Genomic DNA, 21,018 nt, shown 5'->3' with positions numbered 1-21,018 from the left:
TGCTTTTTTCAGTATATGCGCGGAGATGAAGGAATGATGCCGTTTCTCACCACATTAATCGCTTTGAACGTACACACACCCACCATGTGATGAAAATAGAGAGCAGGCTGAGCCAAAATGTAAAATAACCAATTTCTTGAATGTATAAATCAAGCTGTGAATACACAGGATACTGCATAAAAACATAATCAATCATTTCGTTATGCACAGTCCAGACCGCAGCCACAATCAGGTGAATCGGCTGGACCCGAAAAAATGGTGCATAAAGCAGTCCCTGGACAGCCATGCCCAAATGTGAGGCGACCAGCATCCAGCCAAGCCAGGAGAGATCTCCTGTAACAAAGAGCGTCAGCCCATTCATCACAACGGCCCATATTCCGTATTTAAATAAGGTCATAACAGCGAGCGCCTGCATAAGCCCCCAGTTCCGGCCAATCAAAAGGCCAAATAAAGCGATGGTAAAAAACAAGCTCGCAGTCGGACTGTCAGGCACGAACGGAAGAAAAACAGGATCTGTCTGCTCTAACTGAGGCATGTACCATATGTATCCGTAAATTGTTCCAAGTAAATTAATGATAAAAAGCACCCACATAAACGAGCGGTTTGATAAAAGAAAAAACAGCATATATATGCCTCCATGGAAAAAAAGGACTGCCCATCGAGCCGGACAGTCCCGTTCATTTCGTTTTATTTTGCTTCTAGTGTAGAAATAAATTCAGACAGCTTCTTTAAGTCTTCTTCATTTCCTTTATACATTCCCGGCGGCATGGAACCTTTCCCATTTTTCGCGATATCGGCGACTTCTTCCGCCGTTAGCCCGGTGCCGACAAGAGACGGTGCCGCCGATCCTCCTGACAATGTATCACCGTGACAGTTGATACAGCCATTTTCCTGATAAATTTTAAACCCATCAGAGTTTGTGTCGATAGCGGCTTCTTCTACAATCGCCCCCTGCGCTTCCCTTGCTTTCCAGTCTACTGCATTTACAGCTTCCCAAGTTAGGAAAATGACCGCAGCGAGAGAGAGAAGCATAAAGCCAGTTGCAAACGGGCGATCAATGGGCCGGCGCTTTGGACCGCGGTCAATAAACGGTGCCAGCATAAGCCCGCCAAAGGCAAGACCTGGAATAATAAAAGCACCAATAACGTTATAAGGTCCGGATGCGTACGAGTATTTTAAAAGCTGGTATAAAAACAAGAAGTACCAGTCTGGCAGCGGCAGGTAGCCGGTATCTGTCGGATCTGCAACACGCTCAAGCGGTGATGGGTGAGCGATGGTCAAGCATAAATAGCCTATTAAAAACACCGAACCGACCATCCACTCTTTCAAAAGGAAGTTCGGCCAGAAAGCCTCGGTTTTGCCTGGATATTCTGAATAATCTTTCGGAATATTCGGTTTTCGTTCAGCAGGAACCCGCGAGTCTCCGACAAACTTCATTCCTTTTCCACGATGCATTGCGTTCCCCTCCTTTGAATTGGACTGAAATGGGCAAGGCCGATTTTATAATGGACCGGAAATCCCCTGCTTGCGGATCATGATAAAGTGGGCACCCATTAAGCCAAGCAAAGCAGCCGGCAGGAAAAAGACATGAATGGCAAAAAAGCGTGTGAGTGTTTGTGCACCGACAATATCGGGGTGGCCGGCAAGCAGCACTTTTAATTCATGACCGATCAGCGGCGTGGAAGCGGCAATTTCAATGCCTACCTTGGTAGCAAAAAGTGCTTTCATATCCCAAGGCAGCAAATATCCAGTAAAACCGAGACCCAGCATCACAAAGAAAATTAAAACACCGACAATCCAGTTTAACTCACGCGGTTTTTTGTAAGCCCCCTGGAAGAAAACGCGCAGTGTATGTAAAAACATCATGACAATAACAAGACTTGCACCCCAGTGATGCATACCGCGTACAATAACGCCAAAAGCGACTTCATTTTGAAGATAGTAAACCGATTCCCATGCATTTTTAATATCCGGCACATAGTACATGGTTAAAAACATTCCCGACAGAATTTGAATGACGGTAACAAAAAACGTCAAGCCGCCAAAGCAGTAAACAAATGCCGAGAAGTGATGAGCCGGATTCACGTGCTCAGGTACTTCATGGTCTGCAATATCGCGCCACATCGGCGTAATATCAAGACGTTCATCCACCCAGTCATAAATTTTATTGAGCATATTGTACGCCTCCCTACACGATATTGTTTGCCTGTGGTTTGCCAAGCTGAAGGAGCCCGTCTTTTTCCGCAGTTGGATAGACATCAAGCGGTCTCAACGGCGGTGTATTCGGGACATTTTTTCCGTTTTTTTCATACATGCCGTTATGGCAAGGACAGAAAAACTTGTCTTTGTGACCGCTTCCTTCCCAGCTTACCGTGCAGCCAAGATGCTTGCATATTGGAGACAATGCAACAACCTCGTTTTTATCGTTTTTGTAAACCCAGGCCGTACTTGTGACTTCCGATGTATACCATGCGTCAGTCTGCTCATAAGAAAAGTCAACGCGTACCGGTACATCTGTTAAATCAGCTACCTTTTGTTGTGTAGGATGAAAATCGCCGGCCGCTTCCCCTTTAAGCACCGGATCAACCGCAAAACGAACCATCGGCATGAGCATACCTGCCGCCATGAAACCGCCTACACCAGTGAGAGTGTAATTCAGAAACTGACGTCTTGATACAGGTTGTTTCCCCATACTTTCCCTCCCCCTTATACACTTTGCGTCGCCCGTTGTGGACTAATATATGAACATAAATATAAACTAGGACATTATTATGATAATCTATACCGGATAGCAGGTCAATAACCTCGGGATGAAAACGCTTTTTTATTGTGAAATTTTTCTGAATTATTCAATATTATCCTGCCATTTCTCTACAACCGTCTGAATAAGCTGTTTTGCCTGGTGGGAGATGAGCGAGTGCTTAACTGACTCCTCCATGTCACCAAGGGGAACAGACGGAACCAAAATGACTGAGCCGCCCAGTTCATTTTCCCTCGTACGCCACATGGAATCTGCTGTTAGAAAAAAAACGTGCTTAAACGCTGCTGAGCGTGCTCTTTCTGACCAAAGAGCAGCGTTACCTGCCATCTCCGATACATAAGCGTACGGCGGTGTTACAACGACCCTTCCTTTAAACTGACGTTCAAGAAAATCAGCCAGCAGTCCAATAAATTCATATTGCTCAGCTGACTGCCTGAACTCTGTTCCAAAATCCAGCGGAACAAGCGGTATAAGAACCGTATCAATGTAGTTTTTTTGCTGCTCAACGAGTGCAGCATCTTTCCCATTCCAATTCATTTTATCACCCTCTTTTATCATATAGTGCTTTTCTTCCGGTTGTAAATACAAGGCTATGGAAAAACGCATCCGGTCAGCAGTCGGATGCGTTTGTATGTTCCAATAATTCATTGAGCTGGCCGGTCAGCCGGAAAAAGGTTTCTTTGTCTCCACGGTCGAGCGCCTCATCAATCTGTTCTTTTAAGCGGTCGCGCTGAAAATCGTACACGCTCCATTTTAAAAATTGCTCGGCCAGCTCTTTTTCTTTTTCCGTCAGCCGAACCCGTTTTGGCATAAACGGATTTTCGACCCGTACAGCCGCATATTGATGCGACAAGTGGGCATCTTTGAATTTTAATTCGATAAAGATATCTTCATCTTTATTTAAACGAATATCATGAAAAGACTTTTCTGCATCTGTTGTCATAATATTGTCTTTAAAAAAGCGAAACGGTGCGCTGTCCACACAATGGGATGACATAATCATGCCTCTTGGACAGTACTGGGCGTCATCCACAAAATGCACATGTTCCATAAGCTGGTCATGGCTCATTAAATAGTTTAAAATCCAGACAGATTCTCTGCGCTTTAGCTGATAATGATTTAAAAACCAGCGGATAAAATCCTTTTTCTCATGAACGGAAACCGGAGCAGTCATCATCATCACTCCTCTGCCTTTTTAATAGGTATCTGTATTTAAGCGTTCTACAAGTTCTGACCATTCCTCATTAAGCGGCTCCTCTTTCATTAACTTTTGGAAAATAGAAAGCGCCTGCTGGCGATGTCCGTCCTCAAGCAAGAAATAGCCGTACTCGGCCAGAAACTCTGTATTTTCATTTAAAATCGGATAAAGGTATTCATATAGTTCTGCCGCTTCTTTGTACTCCTCCAGCCGCTCTGCAGCTCTAGCCGCATCCCACAGCAGCAAAGGCTCTGCACTGCCCGCTTCGCGGAAGACCGAAGCAATTTCAAGCACTCCTTCGTATTCTTCCTTTTTCATCAGCAATGCATTCAGTGCGAGGGCAGCCTCTGTATATTCCGGGTCCAGGGCGAGGGACTCACGAAGATGAGCCTCCCCTTCTTCTTCAAGGCCCCGTTTTAAAGCCAGCTTTCCTGCAAGCAAAAACAATTCTTTTTGATACGCATCCCGCGCAATTCCAGAGCGGGCCGCTTCAAGGGCCGCTTCTAAATCTTCTTCCATTTCATGCGCGCGTGCTAAGTACAAGTAAACAGAATGATAATCAGGGTCAAGCTCTGCTGCTTCTGTCAGCTTCGCTGCGGCCGTTTTGTATTGGCCTGCTTGAAAAGCGGTAAAACCATACATAAACAACGTATCAATATCTATTTTATCATCAAGGGCCTGCTCGAAGTGAGGCAGGCTTTCTTCAAAAGCACCGCCGGCACTGTATGCTTCTGCCAGGCGCTTTTGAATCGAAATGCCGGCAATCTCCTCCACGCCCGCTTCTTCAAGTTCCTTGTACTGCCGGATGGCTTCTAAAAACTTGCCTTCTTCTAAATACAGCTCTCCAAGTGCAAGCTTAATAACAGGCTCGTCCGGTTCTGCCTGTTGTGCCTGCAGGAGCTTTTGCTCGCTGACTTCATACAGACCCTGCATTTGATATAAATCGGCCAGCACGAGCAGTGATCGCGTATAAAATGGGTCACTATCATCAATTTCGTCTAGAATAAGCATCGCTTCTTCTTCACGGTCAAGTTCTACAAGCGTCTCTGCCAAAAGCAGCGAAAGCTCTCCTTCTCCCGGAAAAGAACGCAGCAGCTCTTCAAACAGCTGCCTTGCTTCATCTAAAAAGCCAAGCTGGAGCAGCTGCTCCCCCAGCATAAATTGTTCTTCTGCATCACTAGAGGCGAGCACCTTTTCATATAGGGCAGATGCACCTGCCATATCTCCCTTTTCCAGGTGTGCGATCATATTTTCCGCATTGTTCATGTTTACCGCCTCTTCTTTCTCCGTCTTCGTTTCTTAATTCCTTATTTTAATCAAAGATGGTCAATCGGGCAACTTTTTGGTTTGTACTTCATGTATTCTACTTTGACCGCTATATTCCTTCTTTCCAAAACAGAAAAACGCCCTCATTAAGAGGACGCTCCTTTAACCAGTGTATTTAAATGATCGAAAAATTCGGGATATGAAACGGCAATGGCTTCATGGTTCTCAAGCTCTACAGCACCATCTGTCAGCAGAGAGGCAATGGCCATAACCATACCGATTCGATGATCTCCGTGTGAAGAAACGGATCCGCCATGAAGCGAAGACTTTCCGCGAATAATCATTCCATCCTCGGTTGCTTCAATGTCTGCTCTAAGCTTTTTCAGCTCATTTACAACGGTGTCAATACGGTTTGTTTCTTTCACTTTTAATTCTTCCGCATCTCGAATCACCGTTTCGCCTTCCGCCTGCGTCGCAAGCAGGGCAATAATCGGAATTTCATCAATCAGCCGCGGAATAATAGAGCCGCCGATTTCGATTCCTTTTAATTGAGACGTTCTCACGGTAATGGTGCCCATTTCTTCACCTGATTCCGTCGTTTTCTCAATCGTTATATCTGCACCCATCTGCTTCATTACATCAATGATTCCCGTTCTTGTTTCGTTCAAGCCGGTATTTTCGAGCACGACTTCGCTATTCGGCGTAATGGCTGCTGCTACCATAAAAAAGGCAGCTGATGAAATATCCCCCGGTACATACACATCTGTTCCCTGGAATGTCTGGCCGCCACTTACAATAATCCGGTCACCCTCCCGGCGGATCTGGCCGCCAAACTGCTCGATCATTTTTTCGGTATGATCGCGTGTGGCTTCCGGTTCAATGATAACCGATTCTCCATCTGCCTGGAGCGCTGCAAAAATAACGGCCGATTTTACCTGTGCACTCGCCACTGGCAGGCGGTACTCGGCTGTATTCAACTTACGGCCGCGAATGGAAAGCGGCGTGAAACGCCCATTGTCGCGTCCGGCGATATCCGCACCCATGTTTGCAAGAGGCACTGTTACCCGGTCCATTGGACGTTTGCCGATCGACTCATCCCCAATCATCACAGAATGGAATGGGCGTCCGGCTAAAATACCAAGCATTAACCGTGTGGTTGTCCCTGAATTTCCTGTGTCTAGGATGGCAGACGGCTCCTGCAGCCCTTCCCACCCTTTTCCGTGGACAATGATTTCTTCATCTGTTTCCTCGATTTGTACGCCAAGCTTGCGGAAGCAGTCAATCGTGCTTAAGCAATCTTCCCCTTTTAAAAAGTGGCGGACTGCTGTTCTTCCTTCTGCGAGCGCTCCGAACATAATGGAACGGTGAGAAATAGACTTGTCACCCGGCACTTCTATACGCCCGCCAAGAGACGGATTAGTAAACGTCAGTTTCATGTTTTGGACCCTCTCTTATGCTAAGAATAAATCATATGTTGTTTTCTGCTCAATGCACTGCTTGGCGCGAAGGCGGTCCCTTTCGCTTTGAAAGCTGATCACCAAAACACCGAACACATCTTCACGTGTTTCGACAATCCGAATGTTGGTAATGCTGATACGCTCATCCGCCAGATAGCCTGTTAATTCAGAGATGACGCCTGGATAATCCGGCACATCTACGTACATTTCATAGAAAGCAGGAATAGCTCCTTTTGAAGCAGTCGGAAGGCCATCCCGAAATTTTTTCGCGTCGCTAAAATAATGGTAGAGCTTTTCTCCATTTTCTGTTTCCAAAAGAGATAAAACCCCGTCCATCTCATCACGCCAATTGGTTAATAACGAGATGAGCATTTCTTTATTGTGAAGTGAAATATCCCTCCACATTTCCGGGTTTGAGGAAGCAATGCGGGTAATATCCCGGAAACCGCCGGCAGCCAGCCGCTCAATCAACGGATTGTCTTCATTGAATTTTTGAGCCTGGTGCACAAGCGAGGCGGCAATAATATGCGGAAAATGGCTGATTACACCTGTCATTTTATCGTGCTCTTGGGCTGTTACTTCTAAAATGTTTGCCCGCGTGCCTTCCAGCCATTTTCTTAAAATCGCAACGTGTTTTTCTTTCGCGGCGCCCCCTGGCGTCAGCAGGTAAAAAGCATTTTCAAATAACAGCTCTTTTGAAGCAGCGACCCCGCTTTTATGAGAACCTGCCATCGGGTGGCCGCCAATAAACACAACTTCTTTTTCTTCAAGAAGCTTGGCCTGCTCCATGATACGGCTCTTTGTACTGCCTGTATCCGTTACCAGCACGCCTTCTTTTAGCGGGAGTCCAGCGAGGATCTCAATCATTTCCTCCGTTTTTAAAACCGGTACCGCTAAAATAATTAAATCCGCTCGTTTGGCTCCTTCTTCAAACGAAGAAGCCTTTTCATCTATAATGTTAAGTGCTTCGGCAAGGCCCAGTTCGGATTCTCGAACATCAAATCCGATAATATGAGCCTGCTCATGGGCTTTTTTTATCGCTTTTGCAAGAGATCCGCCAATTAAGCCAAGACCGGCAATAAAAACATTTCCTCTCATCGGCGCATCACCTTCTATCTTTTTACAGTTTCAGCCAAAAAGCTTTTCATCGCCTCGATAACACCTTCGTTTTGTTCTTTTGATCCCACTGTAACCCGCACCGTTCCCGGAATGCCAAGAGCAGCGCCTGAGCGGACAATATATCCTTTTGACATTAAGTATTCAAACAGCTCGTTGCTGTCACAGTTGAAATCGATCAAAATAAAGTTTGCTTCTGATGGATGAAACGCAAGATTATTTTCACGGCAGAACGCATAAAACTGCTCTAAGCCTTCTTTGTTTGCTGTACGGCACTGTTCAATAAACGATTGATCCGACAGAGCCGCTGCTGCTGCCACTTGTCCGACCGAATTCACATTAAACGGTTCACGAACTGGATCAAGCTGTGCGATAAGCGATTCGTCTGCAATTCCATAGCCGACACGGAAAGCAGCTAAGCCGTATACTTTAGAAAACGTGCGCAGCACAATCACATTTTTATATTCTTTAATAATTTCAAGCGCATCATAGTAATCAGACGCTGTTACATATTCGTAGTACGCTTCATCAAGCACAATCAAAACGCCTTCAGGAACCCGGTCTAAAAATCCGCGAAGCTGTACATCCGTAATGTGGACACCTGTTGGATTGTTCGGGCTGCAGAGCCAGACAATAGCTGTATTTTCATCAATGGCTTGAGCCATTTTGTCCAAATCGTGTGCACCATTCACAAGCTCTACTTCCCGTATTTCGGCACCTTCTACAATGGCATTATGGCGATACTGCGGAAATGAAGGCGTTGGCATAACCGTGTTTTTTCCGGGCTCAAGCATAGCACGGGAAAGCATTAAAATAATTTCATCCGAGCCATTTCCGAAAATCAGCTGCTTTTCGCTTACGTTTAAGAAAGAAGCAAGCTCCTTGCGAAGACTCGTTGTATAGCCATCCGGATAAATGGCAAATGAGTCGGCATATTCACGGATACTTTTCGTTACTCGTTCTGATGAGCCAAATGGGTTTTCATTGGATGCAAGCTTGACAACGTCCTGCAGGCCATACGCTTTTTTTACTTCATCCGTTGTACGGCCGGGCTGATATGCTTTTAATGTGAGTATTTGTTCTTTCCATTTCATTTTTTTCCGCTCCTTCAGTTTGTTGATTGCTGCAAGTCCGGACGCAGGACGGACGCTCCTTCTAAATAAACGTGCTGAATATCTTTTTGCGCCACATCTGTGTTCACGTGCATCATAATTCGAATGCAGCGTTCTAAACCGCCTTTGATCGCCAGCTCCTGCATGCACATAACCGGAACGTATTCCCACCCGTTCTGCTCGCGCAGTACCTTGGCTGGAAACATGGCATCTAAATCATTGGTAGCAGATAAAAACGCCGAGCAGACGGTTTCCGGATCAATGTTATTTTGTGCAATCATCTCTTCCATGAGACATTTCGTCGCTTCTTCCATTAAACGGCTATCATTTGCTGACACCGTAATGGCTCCACGGATTCCTCTTACCATGTGTCGGACTCCTTTCGAAAGTGCTCGTCAATATGCTGAAGCTCTTCTTTTGTCATTTCTGTTACGTACGGCTTGCCTACTTCATTCAGCAAAACAAATCGGACCGTGCCGCCGTATGCTTTTTTGTCGCGGGCCATCACAGCGTAAATGTCTTCAAACGAAAAAACTGTACCGGCTTTTACCGGATATCCCGCTCGCTTCAGCCATGCCGCAAACGAACTGGTATCGAAGGAAAGGTCATTTTTAAACTGTGAAGCATAAAGGGCAAAAATCATGCCGCAGGCAACCGCCTCGCCGTGCGCTGTTTTTCCGTAGCCGGACAGCGCCTCTACCGCATGTCCGTATGTATGGCCAAAGTTTAAAAAAGCCCGGACGCCCGTTTCTTTTTCATCTTCTTTTACGATTGCACTTTTAATTTCGATTCCTCTTTGCAGACAATGCTCTAAAAAAGAGCCTTTTATATCTTCCGCGCTTTTCACCGACTGCTGAATGTTTTCAAGCAGTGATGGGTCCGCAATAAGGGCATGCTTGATCACTTCCGCAAAACCGCTTCTCGTTTCCTTCTCAGAAAGCGACTTTAAGAAAGCTGTGTCATACACCACCGCCTCCGGCTGATGAAACGCGCCAATCATATTTTTGCCGAGTGGATGATTGATGGCCGTTTTGCCTCCGACAGCACTGTCATGCGCCAATATCGTTGTCGGAACTTGAATAAATGGAATACCGCGCATATAACTCGCCGCGCAAAAACCTGCCAGGTCGCCGCAGGCGCCTCCGCCAAATGCGATCACAAGCGAGCGGCGGTCAAGCGCTGCTTCAAGCATAGCGGTTAAGCATTGTTCGAAAACAGAAAAGGACTTGGCTGATTCGCCTGCCGGAACGAAATGCCAGTCTGTTGCAATCGAAGACGGCAGTGCGTCCCGCAGTGCCTCGCCGTGAAGCGCATAAACGGCTTCATCGGCAATGACAAACAAGCGGGTTGGTGCTTTGGGCATATCAAGAATAACGCGGCTGATTTCCTGTACCGCTCCTTCCCCAATGATGACTGGGTAGGTTTTATGAGTCGTTTCAACAAGTACACGGTTCATCATTAAAACTCCCTTGTGTACGCTTCATGTTCCTTTACCTGGCGGATTAAATGATCCATCCGATCACTGTTAAACTGTTCTAAAATAGCGTTAGCCAGCTCCCAGGCAACCGCTGCTTCTGCCACAACCGCCGCTGCAGGAACAGCGCAGGCATCTGAACGCTCAATGCTTGCTGTAAATGGCTCTTTTGTATCGATATCAACACTTTCAAGCGGCTTGTACAGGGTTGGAATTGGCTTCATAACCCCGCGGACAACGACCGGCATCCCGTTTGTCATACCGCCTTCAAAGCCGCCCAGACGGTTTGTTTTCCGGTAAAATCCCTGCTGCTCACTCCAGGCAATCTCGTCATGCACTTCGCTGCCGAATTTGCGTGCTGCTTCAAAGCCAATGCCAATTTCTACCCCTTTGAATGCGTTAATGCTGACAATCGCGGCTGCGACCTTCGCATCAAGCTTGCGGTCATAGTGAACATAGCTCCCAACTCCGATCGGCATTCCTTCTGCAATCACTTCCACAACACCGCCGATTGAGTCACCGTTTTTCTTCGCGTTATCAATCGCTTCAATCATTTTTGCTGCTGCTTCTTCATCCAGGCAGCGGACAGATGATGCTTCACTGCGCTCCTGCAGTTCAGCAATCGTTTCAAATTGTACATTTTCAGCACGAATACCACCAATTTCCACAACGTGTGAGGCAATTTCTACACCGAGTAGTTTTAACAGCTTTTTCGCTGCTGCCCCTGCGGCTACACGTACAGTTGTTTCACGGGCAGATGAGCGTTCCAATACATTCCGCATATCCCGATGACCGTATTTGATACCGCCATTTAAATCTGCATGTCCAGGACGAGGGCGTGTAATTTTCCGCTTGATCTCCTCCGCTGCTTCCTCGTTTTCAAGTGGTTCAATTCCCATGATTTTCGTCCAGTGCTTCCAATCATCATTTTCCACAACCAGCGTGACAGGCGAGCCAAGTGTATATCCGTGGCGGACGCCTGATTTGACCGCTACTAAATCTTTTTCTATCTGCATGCGGCGGCCGCGCCCATGCCCTTTCTGGCGGCGAAGCAAATCATGGTTGATGTCTTCTGCAAGAAGCTCCATGCCGGCCGGAAGCCCCTCGATAATCGTTGTTAATTGTGGTCCATGTGATTCTCCAGCTGTTAAATATCTCATTCTCCTGCTCCCTTCAATACGTTAAAGCGGTTATGTACTACTATATCATATTTAAAATTCATTGGAACAGCCGAAACGACTGTTTTTGAGAATTTTATCACAATTTCTGCGCTGCATGGAGACAAATTTAAAAAAGCCGGCATGCCGGCTTTATACTTTTTTATAAAAAAAGGTATCTTCTACCTGAAAACCGTACCGCTCCGGATTAAATATTTGTTCCGTGCTTCCGACAAACAGGACACCGCCAGGCCGAAGTGCTGCATTAAATTTCCGGTACAGCTCATCTTTTGCTTCTTCTGTAAAATAAATCATCACATTCCGGCAGACGATCAAGTCGAAGCTGCTTTCAAATCGATCCGACAAAAGATTTTGTTTTTTAAACGTGACCGTCCGTTTAATATCATCAGAAATTTTATAAAAAGCACCTTCCTGCCGAAAATACTTCCTCTTCATAGGTTCCGGCAGTTCAGCGAGCGACCGTTCCGGATAAAGACCCAGCTTTGCTTTTTGAATCACATTTACGTCAAGATCTGTCGCCTGAACAGACACGGAGGCAAGCGGCATATAAGCGGACAAAATCATAGAAAGCGTATAGGGCTCCTCTCCTGTAGAGCATGCCGCACTCCATACTTTCAGCCGCTTGTTTTCCTTGAGCAGCCGCGGCAGAATTTTTTTCTCTAATACTTCCCACCGCTTGCCATTCCTATAAAATTCTGACACATTGATGGTCATCCGGTCTAAAAATTCATTCATCATCGTTTGATTTGAATTTAATGCGTCAAAAAACGTAGAAAAGGATGGATACCCCTTTTTTTCGTATAAAGACGTCAGTCTTCTTTTCATTTGTGCTTCTTTATATAAACCAAGGTCAATGCCTGTTTTTCGCTTAATCGAGCCGACAAACTGTTCGTAATCCCCCATTGTGCTCATCCTTCCTGTCGATTCGCTTCTTTTTTCTTTATTATAGCTGATCTCGGGAAAAGAAGTGGGAAAAATTTCACAAAAAAAAGAGTTTCCAGCCCAGCCGGCTGAAAACTCCAGGAATGATTAGTAGACCCATTCAGATCCTGATTTTTCGTACGCTGTCAGCTCATTTTCTTGGAAGAAAAGGCTGATTTCACGCTTGGCGCTTTCAGGAGAATCGGAACCATGAATGACATTTTTCCCTACAATAACGCCAAAATCACCGCGAATCGTTGCTGGTGCTGCATCTTTTGGATTTGTAGCCCCCATCATTTGACGAGCAGTCGCAATGACATTTTCACCTTCCCACACCATGGCGAAAACAGGTCCAGAAGTAATAAAATCTACTAATTCACCGAAAAATGGGCGTTCTTTATGTTCCCCGTAGTGCTGTTGAGCTGTTTCAGGTGTTATATGCATCAGCTTTGCAGCCACAAGGCGGAAGCCTTTTTTCTCAAAACGCGACACAATTTCCCCAATCAAACCACGCTGTACTCCATCAGGTTTTACCATTAAGTATGTTTGCTCCATCTTTCACCACTCCTGTGTTATGTATACCGCTTACATGCGGACAAGATGAATCGTAACACTTCTTTTGTAAATTTACAACGCTTTCATGGAAAAAATTAATATTTTCTTTTGCCAATAAAATGGGCAATATCACGTAATGAATTCCGGTGCCGGCCCGGCGGTAATTCTGTTAAAATAGCCAGTGCCCGATCGAGATATCTTCTGCTTAACGCATGAGACTGTTCAATCGCATCGCTGCGCTTTAAGCGGACAATAATATCATCTATTTCTTCACGGCTTGAATGAGCGTGAATAGAAGTAATGCGCGCACGCATGTCACTATCCTGCATCGCATACAAAACAGGAAGCGTAATGTTTCCTTGAAGGAGGTCACCGCCGGCTGGTTTGCCCAGTTCTTTTTCACTTGCTGTAAAGTCGAGAATATCATCGGTAATTTGAAAAGACATCCCTACATTGTAGCCGAAATCGTACAGCTTCCGGTGGATCGAAGCCGGAGCGCCCGCTGCAATAGCCCCAAGCTGGCAGCTGGCTGCGATCAAAATAGCCGTTTTTCTCTTGATGCGGCGAAGGTAATCGCGCAGATGCTGATCATACCGGTACTTATCCTGAATTTGAATGATTTCTCCGATACACAGCTCTGTCATCGTATGGGATAGAATCTGATGAGCCTCTACTTCTTCAATTTTTGTCATAGAGTCAAGCGCAGCGGCAAAAATGTAATTGCCGGCATACATGGCGATCCGGTTATCCCACTCCGCTTTAACCGTGTGCTCTCCCCGGCGGATAACGGCATCATCAATAACGTCGTCGTGAACAAGTGAAGCCATGTGAATCAATTCAAGAGAAGCAGCTGCATATTTCACACGATGAATATCGTAATCACCAAACTTCGCGCCAAGCAGAAGCATTACCGGGCGAATGCGTTTTCCGCCTGCTTGAAGAAGATGTACAGACGCCTCCTCCAGAATGGACGATGACGAACGAACGGCGTGTTCCAGCTCCTGCTCAATCAAATCGATATCCGCTTTTAACCGCGTATAAATTAGTTTTATGTTCATTTCTTTTCACCCGGCTCTTGGTCTAGTATTATTTGTTTCCGTAATGTGTGGCAGCTACACCGCCTGTGTGAGCTTTAAAACGCACATTTTGAAAGCCGGCCTGCTGAAACATACGGGCAAGCTCTTTCATGTCTGGAAAATGGCGCGCTGATTCCTGCAGCCATGAATATTCTTCATAGCTTTTTGCGAAAAGACGGCCAACCGCCGGCATGATGAAGCGGAAATACAGCTCGTATCCTTCCTTAAAAACAGGCATTTGCGGCTGGCTTGTTTCGAGGCATACGACCGTTCCACCTGGTTTTAACACACGGCGCATCTCTGAAAGCACCTGCATATAATCCGGTACATTTCGAAGACCAAAACCAATCGTCACAAAATCAAACGTATCGTCTTCGAACGGAAGCTCCATTGCGTTGCCGTGAATCAGTTCTACCTGTTCCAAACCGGCGGCCTCTATTTTCTGCCTGCCAACAACGAGCATATTTTCACTGAAATCAAGCCCCTTGACCACTCCATGCGGCCCCACGGCTTCCGCCAGCGCTATTGTCCAATCGCCTGTTCCGCAGCATACATCAAGCGCTTTTGCACCTTTAGGCACATTCATGATTTTCATTGTTTCATTTCGCCAGCGCTTGTGCTGCTGAAAGCTGATAATAGAATTCATTTTATCGTAGTTACCGTATATTTTTTGAAATACACTGTGCACTTTTTCTTCTTTAGATTGCTGCATTTGTCACCCTTCTTCCACGAGCCGAAGCGGCCTGCTGCCAAAAAGGCGGTCACGCTCCGCTTCAATGACAGCCGCTTTATAGGAATCTATGCTTTCTATACACTTTGTTACATCCGCATGGATCTCTTTAAGCCGCTGCTCGATAACCTCGATGACCTGCTGGTCTGTCTCGTATTGTTGTTTTAATGCTTCAAAAAGAATAAAGGGCTCATTTTTCTCACGAAGAAGCCGGTCTGCCGTCAAAAGCTGCCGCAGGGCACGAGCCATTATTTCATCTGTACCCTTTTCGATGTGCACGGCGCCAATAATATCGCCTTCAATCACTGCAACAGCGTTCAATATGGCGTCTTTTGTTTCAAGCTGATACCGATGAAGCGATGTTTTCGCTTCATTCACCCTTTTTACCGCTCCTGCAAGAACGCCTACCCAGTGGACACAGCCCGCTTCTGCAAGGGTCCGGTAATACATCCCGCTGAAATAATCACCCGCTAATACGATCAGCTGGTTTTTTTGTGTGATTTCTTTGGTCACAGACGGAATGGCATCATGTACATCCATTGCCAGCCCAATGAGAACAGCTGCCTGCATCAGCTTTTGCACCTGTTCACTTTTTCTTTCCTCGTCTGTAAATGCCAGCATTAAAGCAGATGCCCGAAGCGGGTTTATAACCGGCCTGCCGATCACTTTATCTAAAAAAGGCTGCCGGCATGCCCGATTGATTTCTTCAAGTAGTGTACTCTGTTGCTCCTGCCACTCCTTCATTGTGAAAACCCCTCACTCGCAAATCATTTCAAATCGTTTCGTTCCTTTTCATTACGCAAACTTAGTATATCACACTCGTGTTCTCATGACGAACGAATGAGCGAGAGCAGCTCGGTCCGAAGCTGGGCGTCATTTTCGTACAAACCACGTGCGGCTGTGGTGACCGTTTTAGCGCCTGGCTTTTTCACCCCGCGCATAGCCATGCACATATGCTCCGCTTGCACAATCACCATTACCCCTTGCGGCTGAAGCATGTCCATAATGGCGTCTGCTACTTCATTTGTAATCCGTTCCTGCAGCTGCGGACGGCGGGCAACCGATTCAACAGCCCGTGCCAGCTTGCTTAAGCCGGTTACTTTCCCGCCTTTTGGCATATACGCTACGTGAGCATGGCCGAAAAACGGCACAAGGTGATGCTCACACATCGAGTAAAAAGGAATGTCCTTTACAAGAACAAGCTCTTCATATTGCTCTTCAAATACAGTTTCGAAATAAAATCTTGGATCCACGTGAAGACCTGAAAATGCTTCTTCATACATTTTCGCTACCCGTTTCGGTGTATCTTGAAGACCTTCCCGGTCCGGGTTTTCACCAACCGCTTCTAAAATCAGGCGTACGGCCTGCTGAATTTTGGCGTGATCTACTTCAGCCATTTTTATCCACTCCTGTATACATGTATTGCATGTGTAATATTATTTGTACTGCACTTCATCTTAGCATATCGGGTCAACTCCGGGCAAAGTGAAGTGTTCAAAAAAAGAGACTGCCCAATGGGGGCAGTCCCGCTTTAGCCAGAGTAGGCTATGTACTTATTTAACCGCGTCTTTAAGCGCTTTACCCGGTTTAAATGCCGGTACTTTGCTCGCAGCGATTTCGATTTCTTCACCTGTTTGTGGGTTACGTCCTTTACGTGCTGAACGCTCACGCACCTCAAAGTTACCGAAACCAATCAATTGTACTTTGTCGCCTTTTGCCAATGTTTCTTGGATGGCATCGAAAAGAGCATCAACCGCTTTTGTCGCGTCTTTCTTAGAAAGTTCTGCTGTTTCTGCAACTTCATTGATCAAGTCAGTTTTGTTCATGCCATTCACCTCCTCCCGCATGAGACCCGATAAACATTGTTATATCAATGTTTTACCGTAATTCTGTTAAAAGATTATCACATGTGTTCGGGCATATCAAGCAGAATCCACCTTAAACGGGTATTTTCCCCGGTTTCATTAAAAAAAGACTCCCATTTTGAGAGTCTAGCCCGTTTTAAAGCAGTATCGCAATCATTCCGCCTGAGCCTTCATTGATGATTTTTTCAAGCGTATCTTTTAACTTGCTTCGGGCATGATCAGGCATCAAGGATACTTTCGACTGAATACCGTCCCGGACGATAGAGCTTAAATTACGCCCGAAAATGTCACTGTTCCAAACGGACAGCGGATCATCTTCGAAGTCTTTCATCACGTGATGAACGAGCTCTTCACTTTGTTTTTCTGAGCCGATGATCGGTGAAAATTCCGATTCAACATCTACTTGAATCATGTGAATAGATGGCGCCACTGCTTTCATCCGTACGCCATAACGCGAGCCGTGGCGAATAATTTTTGGTTCTTCCAAGCGCATTTCGTTGATGGACGGAACCGCTACACCGTAACCGGTCTGCTTGACCATTCTCAGCGCTTCTTCTACCTGCCCATATTCTTCCTTAATATGAGCATAATCTTGGATAATTTCTAGCAAATGCTCTTTGCCGCGTAATGGTTCCCCAATAATTTCGTTGACGATCTTTTCATACAAGCCATTTGGCGCATTCACGTTGATTTCTGCAATTCCCTGCCCCATATCCATTCCTGTTAAGACAGCGGACTCAATATACTCACCGCCGCCAAACTGGTCGACAACACGGTTCACATCACGGAGCCTTTTAATATCCTTGACCGTTTCTTTTACCATTTCGTTGTATTTATCCCGAAGCCAATGTGATTCATCTAACGCCATAATCCAGGAAGGAAGATGAACGTTCACTTCATGAACCGGGAATTCAAATAAAGCTTCCTGCAAAACATGCAGCACGTTCGATTCTGTCATCGATTCAACCGACATGGCGAGAACCGGAATATCATATTTTTCGGCCAGCTCCTGCTGCAGCTCTAAAGTTTCCAAATTTTCAGGCCGGGCCGAGTTTATAATCAAGATAAAAGGCTTGCCTACTTCTTTTAATCCTGCAACGGCCCGTTCCTCCGCCTCAATATAAGTGTGGCGGCGCAGTTCACCGAATGACCCGTCTGTTGTGACCACTACCCCAATCGTCGAATGCTCTTCAATCACCTTTCTCGTTCCAATATCCGCTGCTTCATCGAACGGAATCGGTTCATCATGCCATGGTGTCTGAATCATCCGTGGACCGTGTTCATCTTCATATCCTTTCGCTTCTGGCACAACATAGCCTACACAGTCTACCAGCCGAATATTAACGAGCACACCGCCCGCCTGCACAGCCGCCGCACGACTCGGAACAAATTTTGGTTCTGTCGTCATAATGGTTTTGCCGGATGCGCTTTGCGGCAGTTCATCCTGTGCACGGCGCCGTTCCGATTCACTATCCATGTTCGGCAGCACCAAAAGCTCCATAAACTTCTTTATAAATGTTGATTTCCCCGTCCTGACAGCACCGACAACGCCTAAATAAATATCGCCTTCGGTCCGCTCGGCAATATCCTTAATGACTTCTGTATTTTCCATCAGCAGCCCCCTCCCGTTTCGAACGGCTCGTCCGCCGCCTGCCATACAGTGTATGAGCGTTTTTTTAAATGTATGCAAAAAAAGAAGCCTGCATGTTAAGCAGGCTTCAGATTGTAGACAAATAAAATCTATTGGGAAAGGATTTCTTTCATGTCTTTTTTATGCAAGGTGTGCAGGCGGTTGGGATGAGAGCCGACAAGGCGGCGGATGCGCGGCTTCGCTTTCCATGGGGCAGGCGCTGAGCCCGTCTTTCCAGCCGTGCTGCCCAGCCGGTCTCAGCTGGCCCGCTAGTCCCATAGGAGTCTTCGCCACACCCTCCCCCCGCCGCCTGTGCGGTTAAATAAGACTGCACAGCTTAATAGATACACATCCCTGCCCTATCACCAAAGCGATAAAAGGCAGGTGGAGATGCACTTCTTGCTGCTTTTTCAGAACAAATGGGGAAGCCGGCCGGACGAAGACTCCTGCGGGATGCACAGTGAGTCGGGAGACCCCGCAGGCGCATGCGCCGAGGAAGCTCCCGCACTGCCCTAGGATGCGCGAAGTACGGCCGGCTTCCCCTATCGGCTCTTTTTAAAAAGTGAGGTTTCTCAAAAAGTCTCCTGCTCGTTTTCGGCGGTGAAAACTTTCATAAAAAAAGACTGACGACTTTGCCGTCAGTCTCAAGCCTGCATGTTAAGCAGGCTTCTTTTTATTCATAAAAACAGGCTCTCCTTGTTCATCGACCGTATAAGGCAGTGAAAATGCCGGTACAATCGGAGAAGACTCGATAAGCAGGCTGCGAATATCTTGGCCAGGCGCAGGAAGCTTGTCCAATTTTTGAAGGGCTGTATACAAATCAGCCGCATAATCTACATAAAGCGTTCCGTCACCACTTATGACCAGTGGAAGCTGCCGTCCGGAATAAGGACTTGTTACATAAGGCTCTTCTGCAAATCCAAGTTCCTTAAAATCGAGTGAATATACATTATCGGCCAGTGTCTCTTTAAAAGGAGGATAATTGTGGGCAAGAAGGCGAATATTCACGCTTCGAATTTGTTCAGCTATGCGCAAATCAATCAGTTTGACGGTTGGATTTTTTTCGACATCTACAAGTACGTACTGGTAAATGCCGCCACTTTCAAACGCATTCCCTGGCGGCTCCGCCATAAAACGAGGTGAGATTTTTCCAAAATCAACCGGATACTTTTCATAAAGATCGGGATTATTTTCCTTTGTTTTAATCGGCAAAATGCCATCCTCTTCCCTTTGGAATTGATCAACCGCCGTTTGAACGGCTCGTAACTGGTCTTCATACGGCTGTTCATTTTGCCTTAACTTCTCCTCAGGATATAAGCAGCCGCTTAATATGAAAGAGAGCGCTGCCGTCCAAAAAAGAAGCAGGCTGTTTCTCCTTATCATGGTTACTGGTTCACCCCTTCATTAACGGGTCGGGCCGCTCAAAACCACATAAACAACAATAAGCCCGCCGACAATCATGCATATATAAGCGAAAAGTGCGGTTATTCCTTTTAAAAAGCGGTTACGAAACTTGTAACGGCTCATGTAGATTGAAAAAATAGAGACAATCATCAGCCCCATTCCGGCAAATGAAATCCACATTTTCAGCATGGATGGTGACATGGGCGTTCGTCCTTTCCACTAATCCCGCTTTGTATCTAAAATATCGATTAAGTCTTCCAGCTCATGTTTTTTTACACGTGCCATTAAATCATCTACGGCTTTTTTAGGATCCTGCTCTTTAAATAAAATATGATAGAGTGCTTGTGTAATTGGCATTTGCACATCATATTTTTGAGAAAGCTGATAACCAGCTTTTGTCGTGCGGACTCCTTCCACAACCATCCCCATACTTTCGAGCACTTCATCCAGCTTTTTGCCCTGGCCGAGCATATTTCCAGCCCGCCAGTTTCTTGAATGAACACTTGTGCACGTGACGATTAAATCGCCAATACCGGCAAGACCCGAGAAGGTAAGCGGATTCGCTCCCATCTTTGTGCCAAGCCGGGCAATTTCCGCCAATCCGCGGGTAATAAGCGCTGCTTTTGCATTGTCACCATAGCCGAGCCCGTCCGAAATTCCAGCGGCAAGTGCGATAATATTTTTGAGCGCGCCGCCGATTTCTACACCAATCATGTCTGGATTTGTGTAAACCCGGAAGTTCTGGTTCATAAATAAGTCCTGAATGCGTTGAGCCGCTTCTAGCGAGCGGGAAGACACCGCCACGGTTGTTGGGTGGCGAAGGCTTACTTCTTCTGCATGGGAAGGTCCTGACAGTACCACTACGTCTTTCAGTACACTTTCAGGCATTTCCTGCTCAATCATCTCAGAAATGCGAAGCAGTGAATCGGGTTCAATTCCTTTAGACACATGTACAACGGTAACCGGTGATGAAGCCGTCTGAACGATTTGCCGTGCCACTTCCCGGATCGCTTTTGTTGGCACAGCAAGCACAACCGTACTGCATCCTTCAAGTACCTCAGAAAGTGATGTTGTGCCGCGAATAGAGGCAGGCAGTGAAATATCCGGCAAATACCGGCTGTTTGTATGATGTGTATTTAATTCGGCTATCCGCTCTTCATTTTTCGCCCACATGGTCACATGGAGGCCATTGTCGGCAAGCACAAGGGCAAGAGCTGTTCCCCAGCTCCCTGCCCCCAGCACTGCAACTTTTTCTGTCATATGAAACACAGCCTT

The 21,018-nt window shown here is 46.3% G+C and carries 24 protein-coding genes; all 24 read right to left on the bottom strand.

Features of this window, described 5'->3' with window-relative positions; translation table 11 throughout:
* Window positions 1–46: 46 nt before the first annotated feature.
* Window positions 47–631, bottom strand: a complete 585-nt coding sequence (locus RRU94_RS15190) for a lipoprotein heptaprenylglyceryl N-acetyltransferase LhaT (protein ID WP_396120264.1) — start codon at window positions 629–631, stop codon at window positions 47–49.
* A 56-nt stretch (window positions 632–687) separates the two neighbouring features.
* On the bottom strand, window positions 688–1,455 hold the full coding sequence (locus tag RRU94_RS15185) for a menaquinol-cytochrome c reductase cytochrome b/c subunit (protein WP_315695395.1): 768 nt from the start codon (window positions 1,453–1,455) through the stop codon (window positions 688–690).
* Window positions 1,456–1,500: 45 nt separating this feature from the next.
* Window positions 1,501–2,175: a menaquinol-cytochrome c reductase cytochrome b subunit gene (gene qcrB / locus RRU94_RS15180; protein ID WP_046173709.1), complete on the bottom strand. Its 675-nt coding sequence runs from the start codon at window positions 2,173–2,175 to the stop codon at window positions 1,501–1,503.
* A 13-nt stretch (window positions 2,176–2,188) separates the two neighbouring features.
* Complete coding sequence (locus tag RRU94_RS15175; protein ID WP_251270913.1) at window positions 2,189–2,692, bottom strand: Rieske (2Fe-2S) protein; 504 nt, start codon at window positions 2,690–2,692, stop codon at window positions 2,189–2,191.
* Between the two features lie 153 nt (window positions 2,693–2,845).
* On the bottom strand, window positions 2,846–3,298 hold the full coding sequence (locus tag RRU94_RS15170; RefSeq protein ID WP_315695390.1) for a YpiF family protein: 453 nt from the start codon (window positions 3,296–3,298) through the stop codon (window positions 2,846–2,848).
* 73 nt (window positions 3,299–3,371) lie between these two features.
* A complete protein-coding gene (locus tag RRU94_RS15165) occupies window positions 3,372–3,935 on the bottom strand; it encodes a ReoY family proteolytic degradation factor (protein WP_315695388.1) in 564 nt (187 codons plus the stop codon).
* A 21-nt stretch (window positions 3,936–3,956) separates the two neighbouring features.
* The gene (locus tag RRU94_RS15160) at window positions 3,957–5,225 is read right to left on the bottom strand and encodes a tetratricopeptide repeat protein (RefSeq protein ID WP_315695386.1); all 1,269 of its coding nucleotides are present in this window, start codon (window positions 5,223–5,225) and stop codon (window positions 3,957–3,959) included.
* Between the two features lie 146 nt (window positions 5,226–5,371).
* The gene (aroA, locus tag RRU94_RS15155) at window positions 5,372–6,661 is read right to left on the bottom strand and encodes a 3-phosphoshikimate 1-carboxyvinyltransferase (RefSeq protein WP_315695384.1); all 1,290 of its coding nucleotides are present in this window, start codon (window positions 6,659–6,661) and stop codon (window positions 5,372–5,374) included.
* A 15-nt stretch (window positions 6,662–6,676) separates the two neighbouring features.
* Window positions 6,677–7,780 carry a prephenate dehydrogenase gene (locus RRU94_RS15150; RefSeq protein ID WP_315695382.1) on the bottom strand — a complete coding sequence of 368 codons (1,104 nt, stop codon included), beginning with the start codon at window positions 7,778–7,780 and terminating at the stop codon, window positions 6,677–6,679.
* A gap of 14 nt (window positions 7,781–7,794) precedes the next feature.
* The gene (gene hisC / locus RRU94_RS15145) at window positions 7,795–8,892 is read right to left on the bottom strand and encodes a histidinol-phosphate transaminase (protein ID WP_315695380.1); all 1,098 of its coding nucleotides are present in this window, start codon (window positions 8,890–8,892) and stop codon (window positions 7,795–7,797) included.
* Window positions 8,893–8,906: 14 nt separating this feature from the next.
* Complete coding sequence (aroH, locus tag RRU94_RS15140) at window positions 8,907–9,278, bottom strand: chorismate mutase (RefSeq protein WP_315695378.1); 372 nt, start codon at window positions 9,276–9,278, stop codon at window positions 8,907–8,909.
* On the bottom strand, window positions 9,272–10,369 hold the full coding sequence (aroB, locus tag RRU94_RS15135; RefSeq protein WP_315695376.1) for a 3-dehydroquinate synthase: 1,098 nt from the start codon (window positions 10,367–10,369) through the stop codon (window positions 9,272–9,274). Before aroB ends, aroH begins: the two co-directional genes overlap by 7 nt.
* The gene (gene aroC / locus RRU94_RS15130; RefSeq protein ID WP_315695374.1) at window positions 10,369–11,544 is read right to left on the bottom strand and encodes a chorismate synthase; all 1,176 of its coding nucleotides are present in this window, start codon (window positions 11,542–11,544) and stop codon (window positions 10,369–10,371) included. The genes aroB and aroC overlap by 1 nt, the downstream gene beginning before the upstream one ends.
* Window positions 11,545–11,694: 150 nt before the next feature.
* Window positions 11,695–12,465: a CheR family methyltransferase gene (locus tag RRU94_RS15125; protein WP_315695372.1), complete on the bottom strand. Its 771-nt coding sequence runs from the start codon at window positions 12,463–12,465 to the stop codon at window positions 11,695–11,697.
* Window positions 12,466–12,591: 126 nt separating this feature from the next.
* On the bottom strand, window positions 12,592–13,038 hold the full coding sequence (ndk, locus tag RRU94_RS15120) for a nucleoside-diphosphate kinase (RefSeq protein WP_315695370.1): 447 nt from the start codon (window positions 13,036–13,038) through the stop codon (window positions 12,592–12,594).
* 95 nt (window positions 13,039–13,133) lie between these two features.
* Window positions 13,134–14,096 carry a heptaprenyl diphosphate synthase component II gene (hepT, locus tag RRU94_RS15115; RefSeq protein WP_315695369.1) on the bottom strand — a complete coding sequence of 321 codons (963 nt, stop codon included), beginning with the start codon at window positions 14,094–14,096 and terminating at the stop codon, window positions 13,134–13,136.
* Between the two features lie 28 nt (window positions 14,097–14,124).
* Entirely contained in the window at window positions 14,125–14,826 is a 702-nt protein-coding gene (locus RRU94_RS15110) for a demethylmenaquinone methyltransferase (protein ID WP_315695368.1), read from the bottom strand.
* A gap of 3 nt (window positions 14,827–14,829) precedes the next feature.
* On the bottom strand, window positions 14,830–15,588 hold the full coding sequence (locus RRU94_RS15105) for a heptaprenyl diphosphate synthase component 1 (RefSeq protein ID WP_315695367.1): 759 nt from the start codon (window positions 15,586–15,588) through the stop codon (window positions 14,830–14,832).
* Between the two features lie 83 nt (window positions 15,589–15,671).
* The gene (gene folE, locus RRU94_RS15100; RefSeq protein ID WP_242233604.1) at window positions 15,672–16,241 is read right to left on the bottom strand and encodes a GTP cyclohydrolase I FolE; all 570 of its coding nucleotides are present in this window, start codon (window positions 16,239–16,241) and stop codon (window positions 15,672–15,674) included.
* Between the two features lie 156 nt (window positions 16,242–16,397).
* Entirely contained in the window at window positions 16,398–16,670 is a 273-nt protein-coding gene (locus tag RRU94_RS15095) for an HU family DNA-binding protein (RefSeq protein ID WP_242233603.1), read from the bottom strand.
* Between the two features lie 175 nt (window positions 16,671–16,845).
* Window positions 16,846–18,321 (bottom strand): stage IV sporulation protein A, encoded by a 1,476-nt coding sequence (spoIVA, locus tag RRU94_RS15090; protein WP_242233602.1) that lies wholly within the window; start codon window positions 18,319–18,321, stop codon window positions 16,846–16,848.
* Window positions 18,322–18,996: 675 nt separating this feature from the next.
* A complete protein-coding gene (locus RRU94_RS15085; protein ID WP_315695363.1) occupies window positions 18,997–19,722 on the bottom strand; it encodes a hypothetical protein in 726 nt (241 codons plus the stop codon).
* Between the two features lie 21 nt (window positions 19,723–19,743).
* The gene (locus RRU94_RS15080; protein WP_242233600.1) at window positions 19,744–19,944 is read right to left on the bottom strand and encodes a DUF2768 domain-containing protein; all 201 of its coding nucleotides are present in this window, start codon (window positions 19,942–19,944) and stop codon (window positions 19,744–19,746) included.
* An 18-nt stretch (window positions 19,945–19,962) separates the two neighbouring features.
* A complete protein-coding gene (locus RRU94_RS15075) occupies window positions 19,963–21,003 on the bottom strand; it encodes an NAD(P)H-dependent glycerol-3-phosphate dehydrogenase (protein WP_315695360.1) in 1,041 nt (346 codons plus the stop codon).
* Between the last annotated feature and the right edge of the window lie 15 nt (window positions 21,004–21,018).

Origin of the sequence: Domibacillus sp. DTU_2020_1001157_1_SI_ALB_TIR_016 (genome assembly GCF_032341995.1) — a bacterium.
Lineage (GTDB): Bacteria > Bacillota > Bacilli > Bacillales > Domibacillaceae > Domibacillus > Domibacillus indicus_A.
Note: the sequence above shows the minus strand (reverse complement) of the source record. Positions and strands in the feature narration are given on the sequence as shown.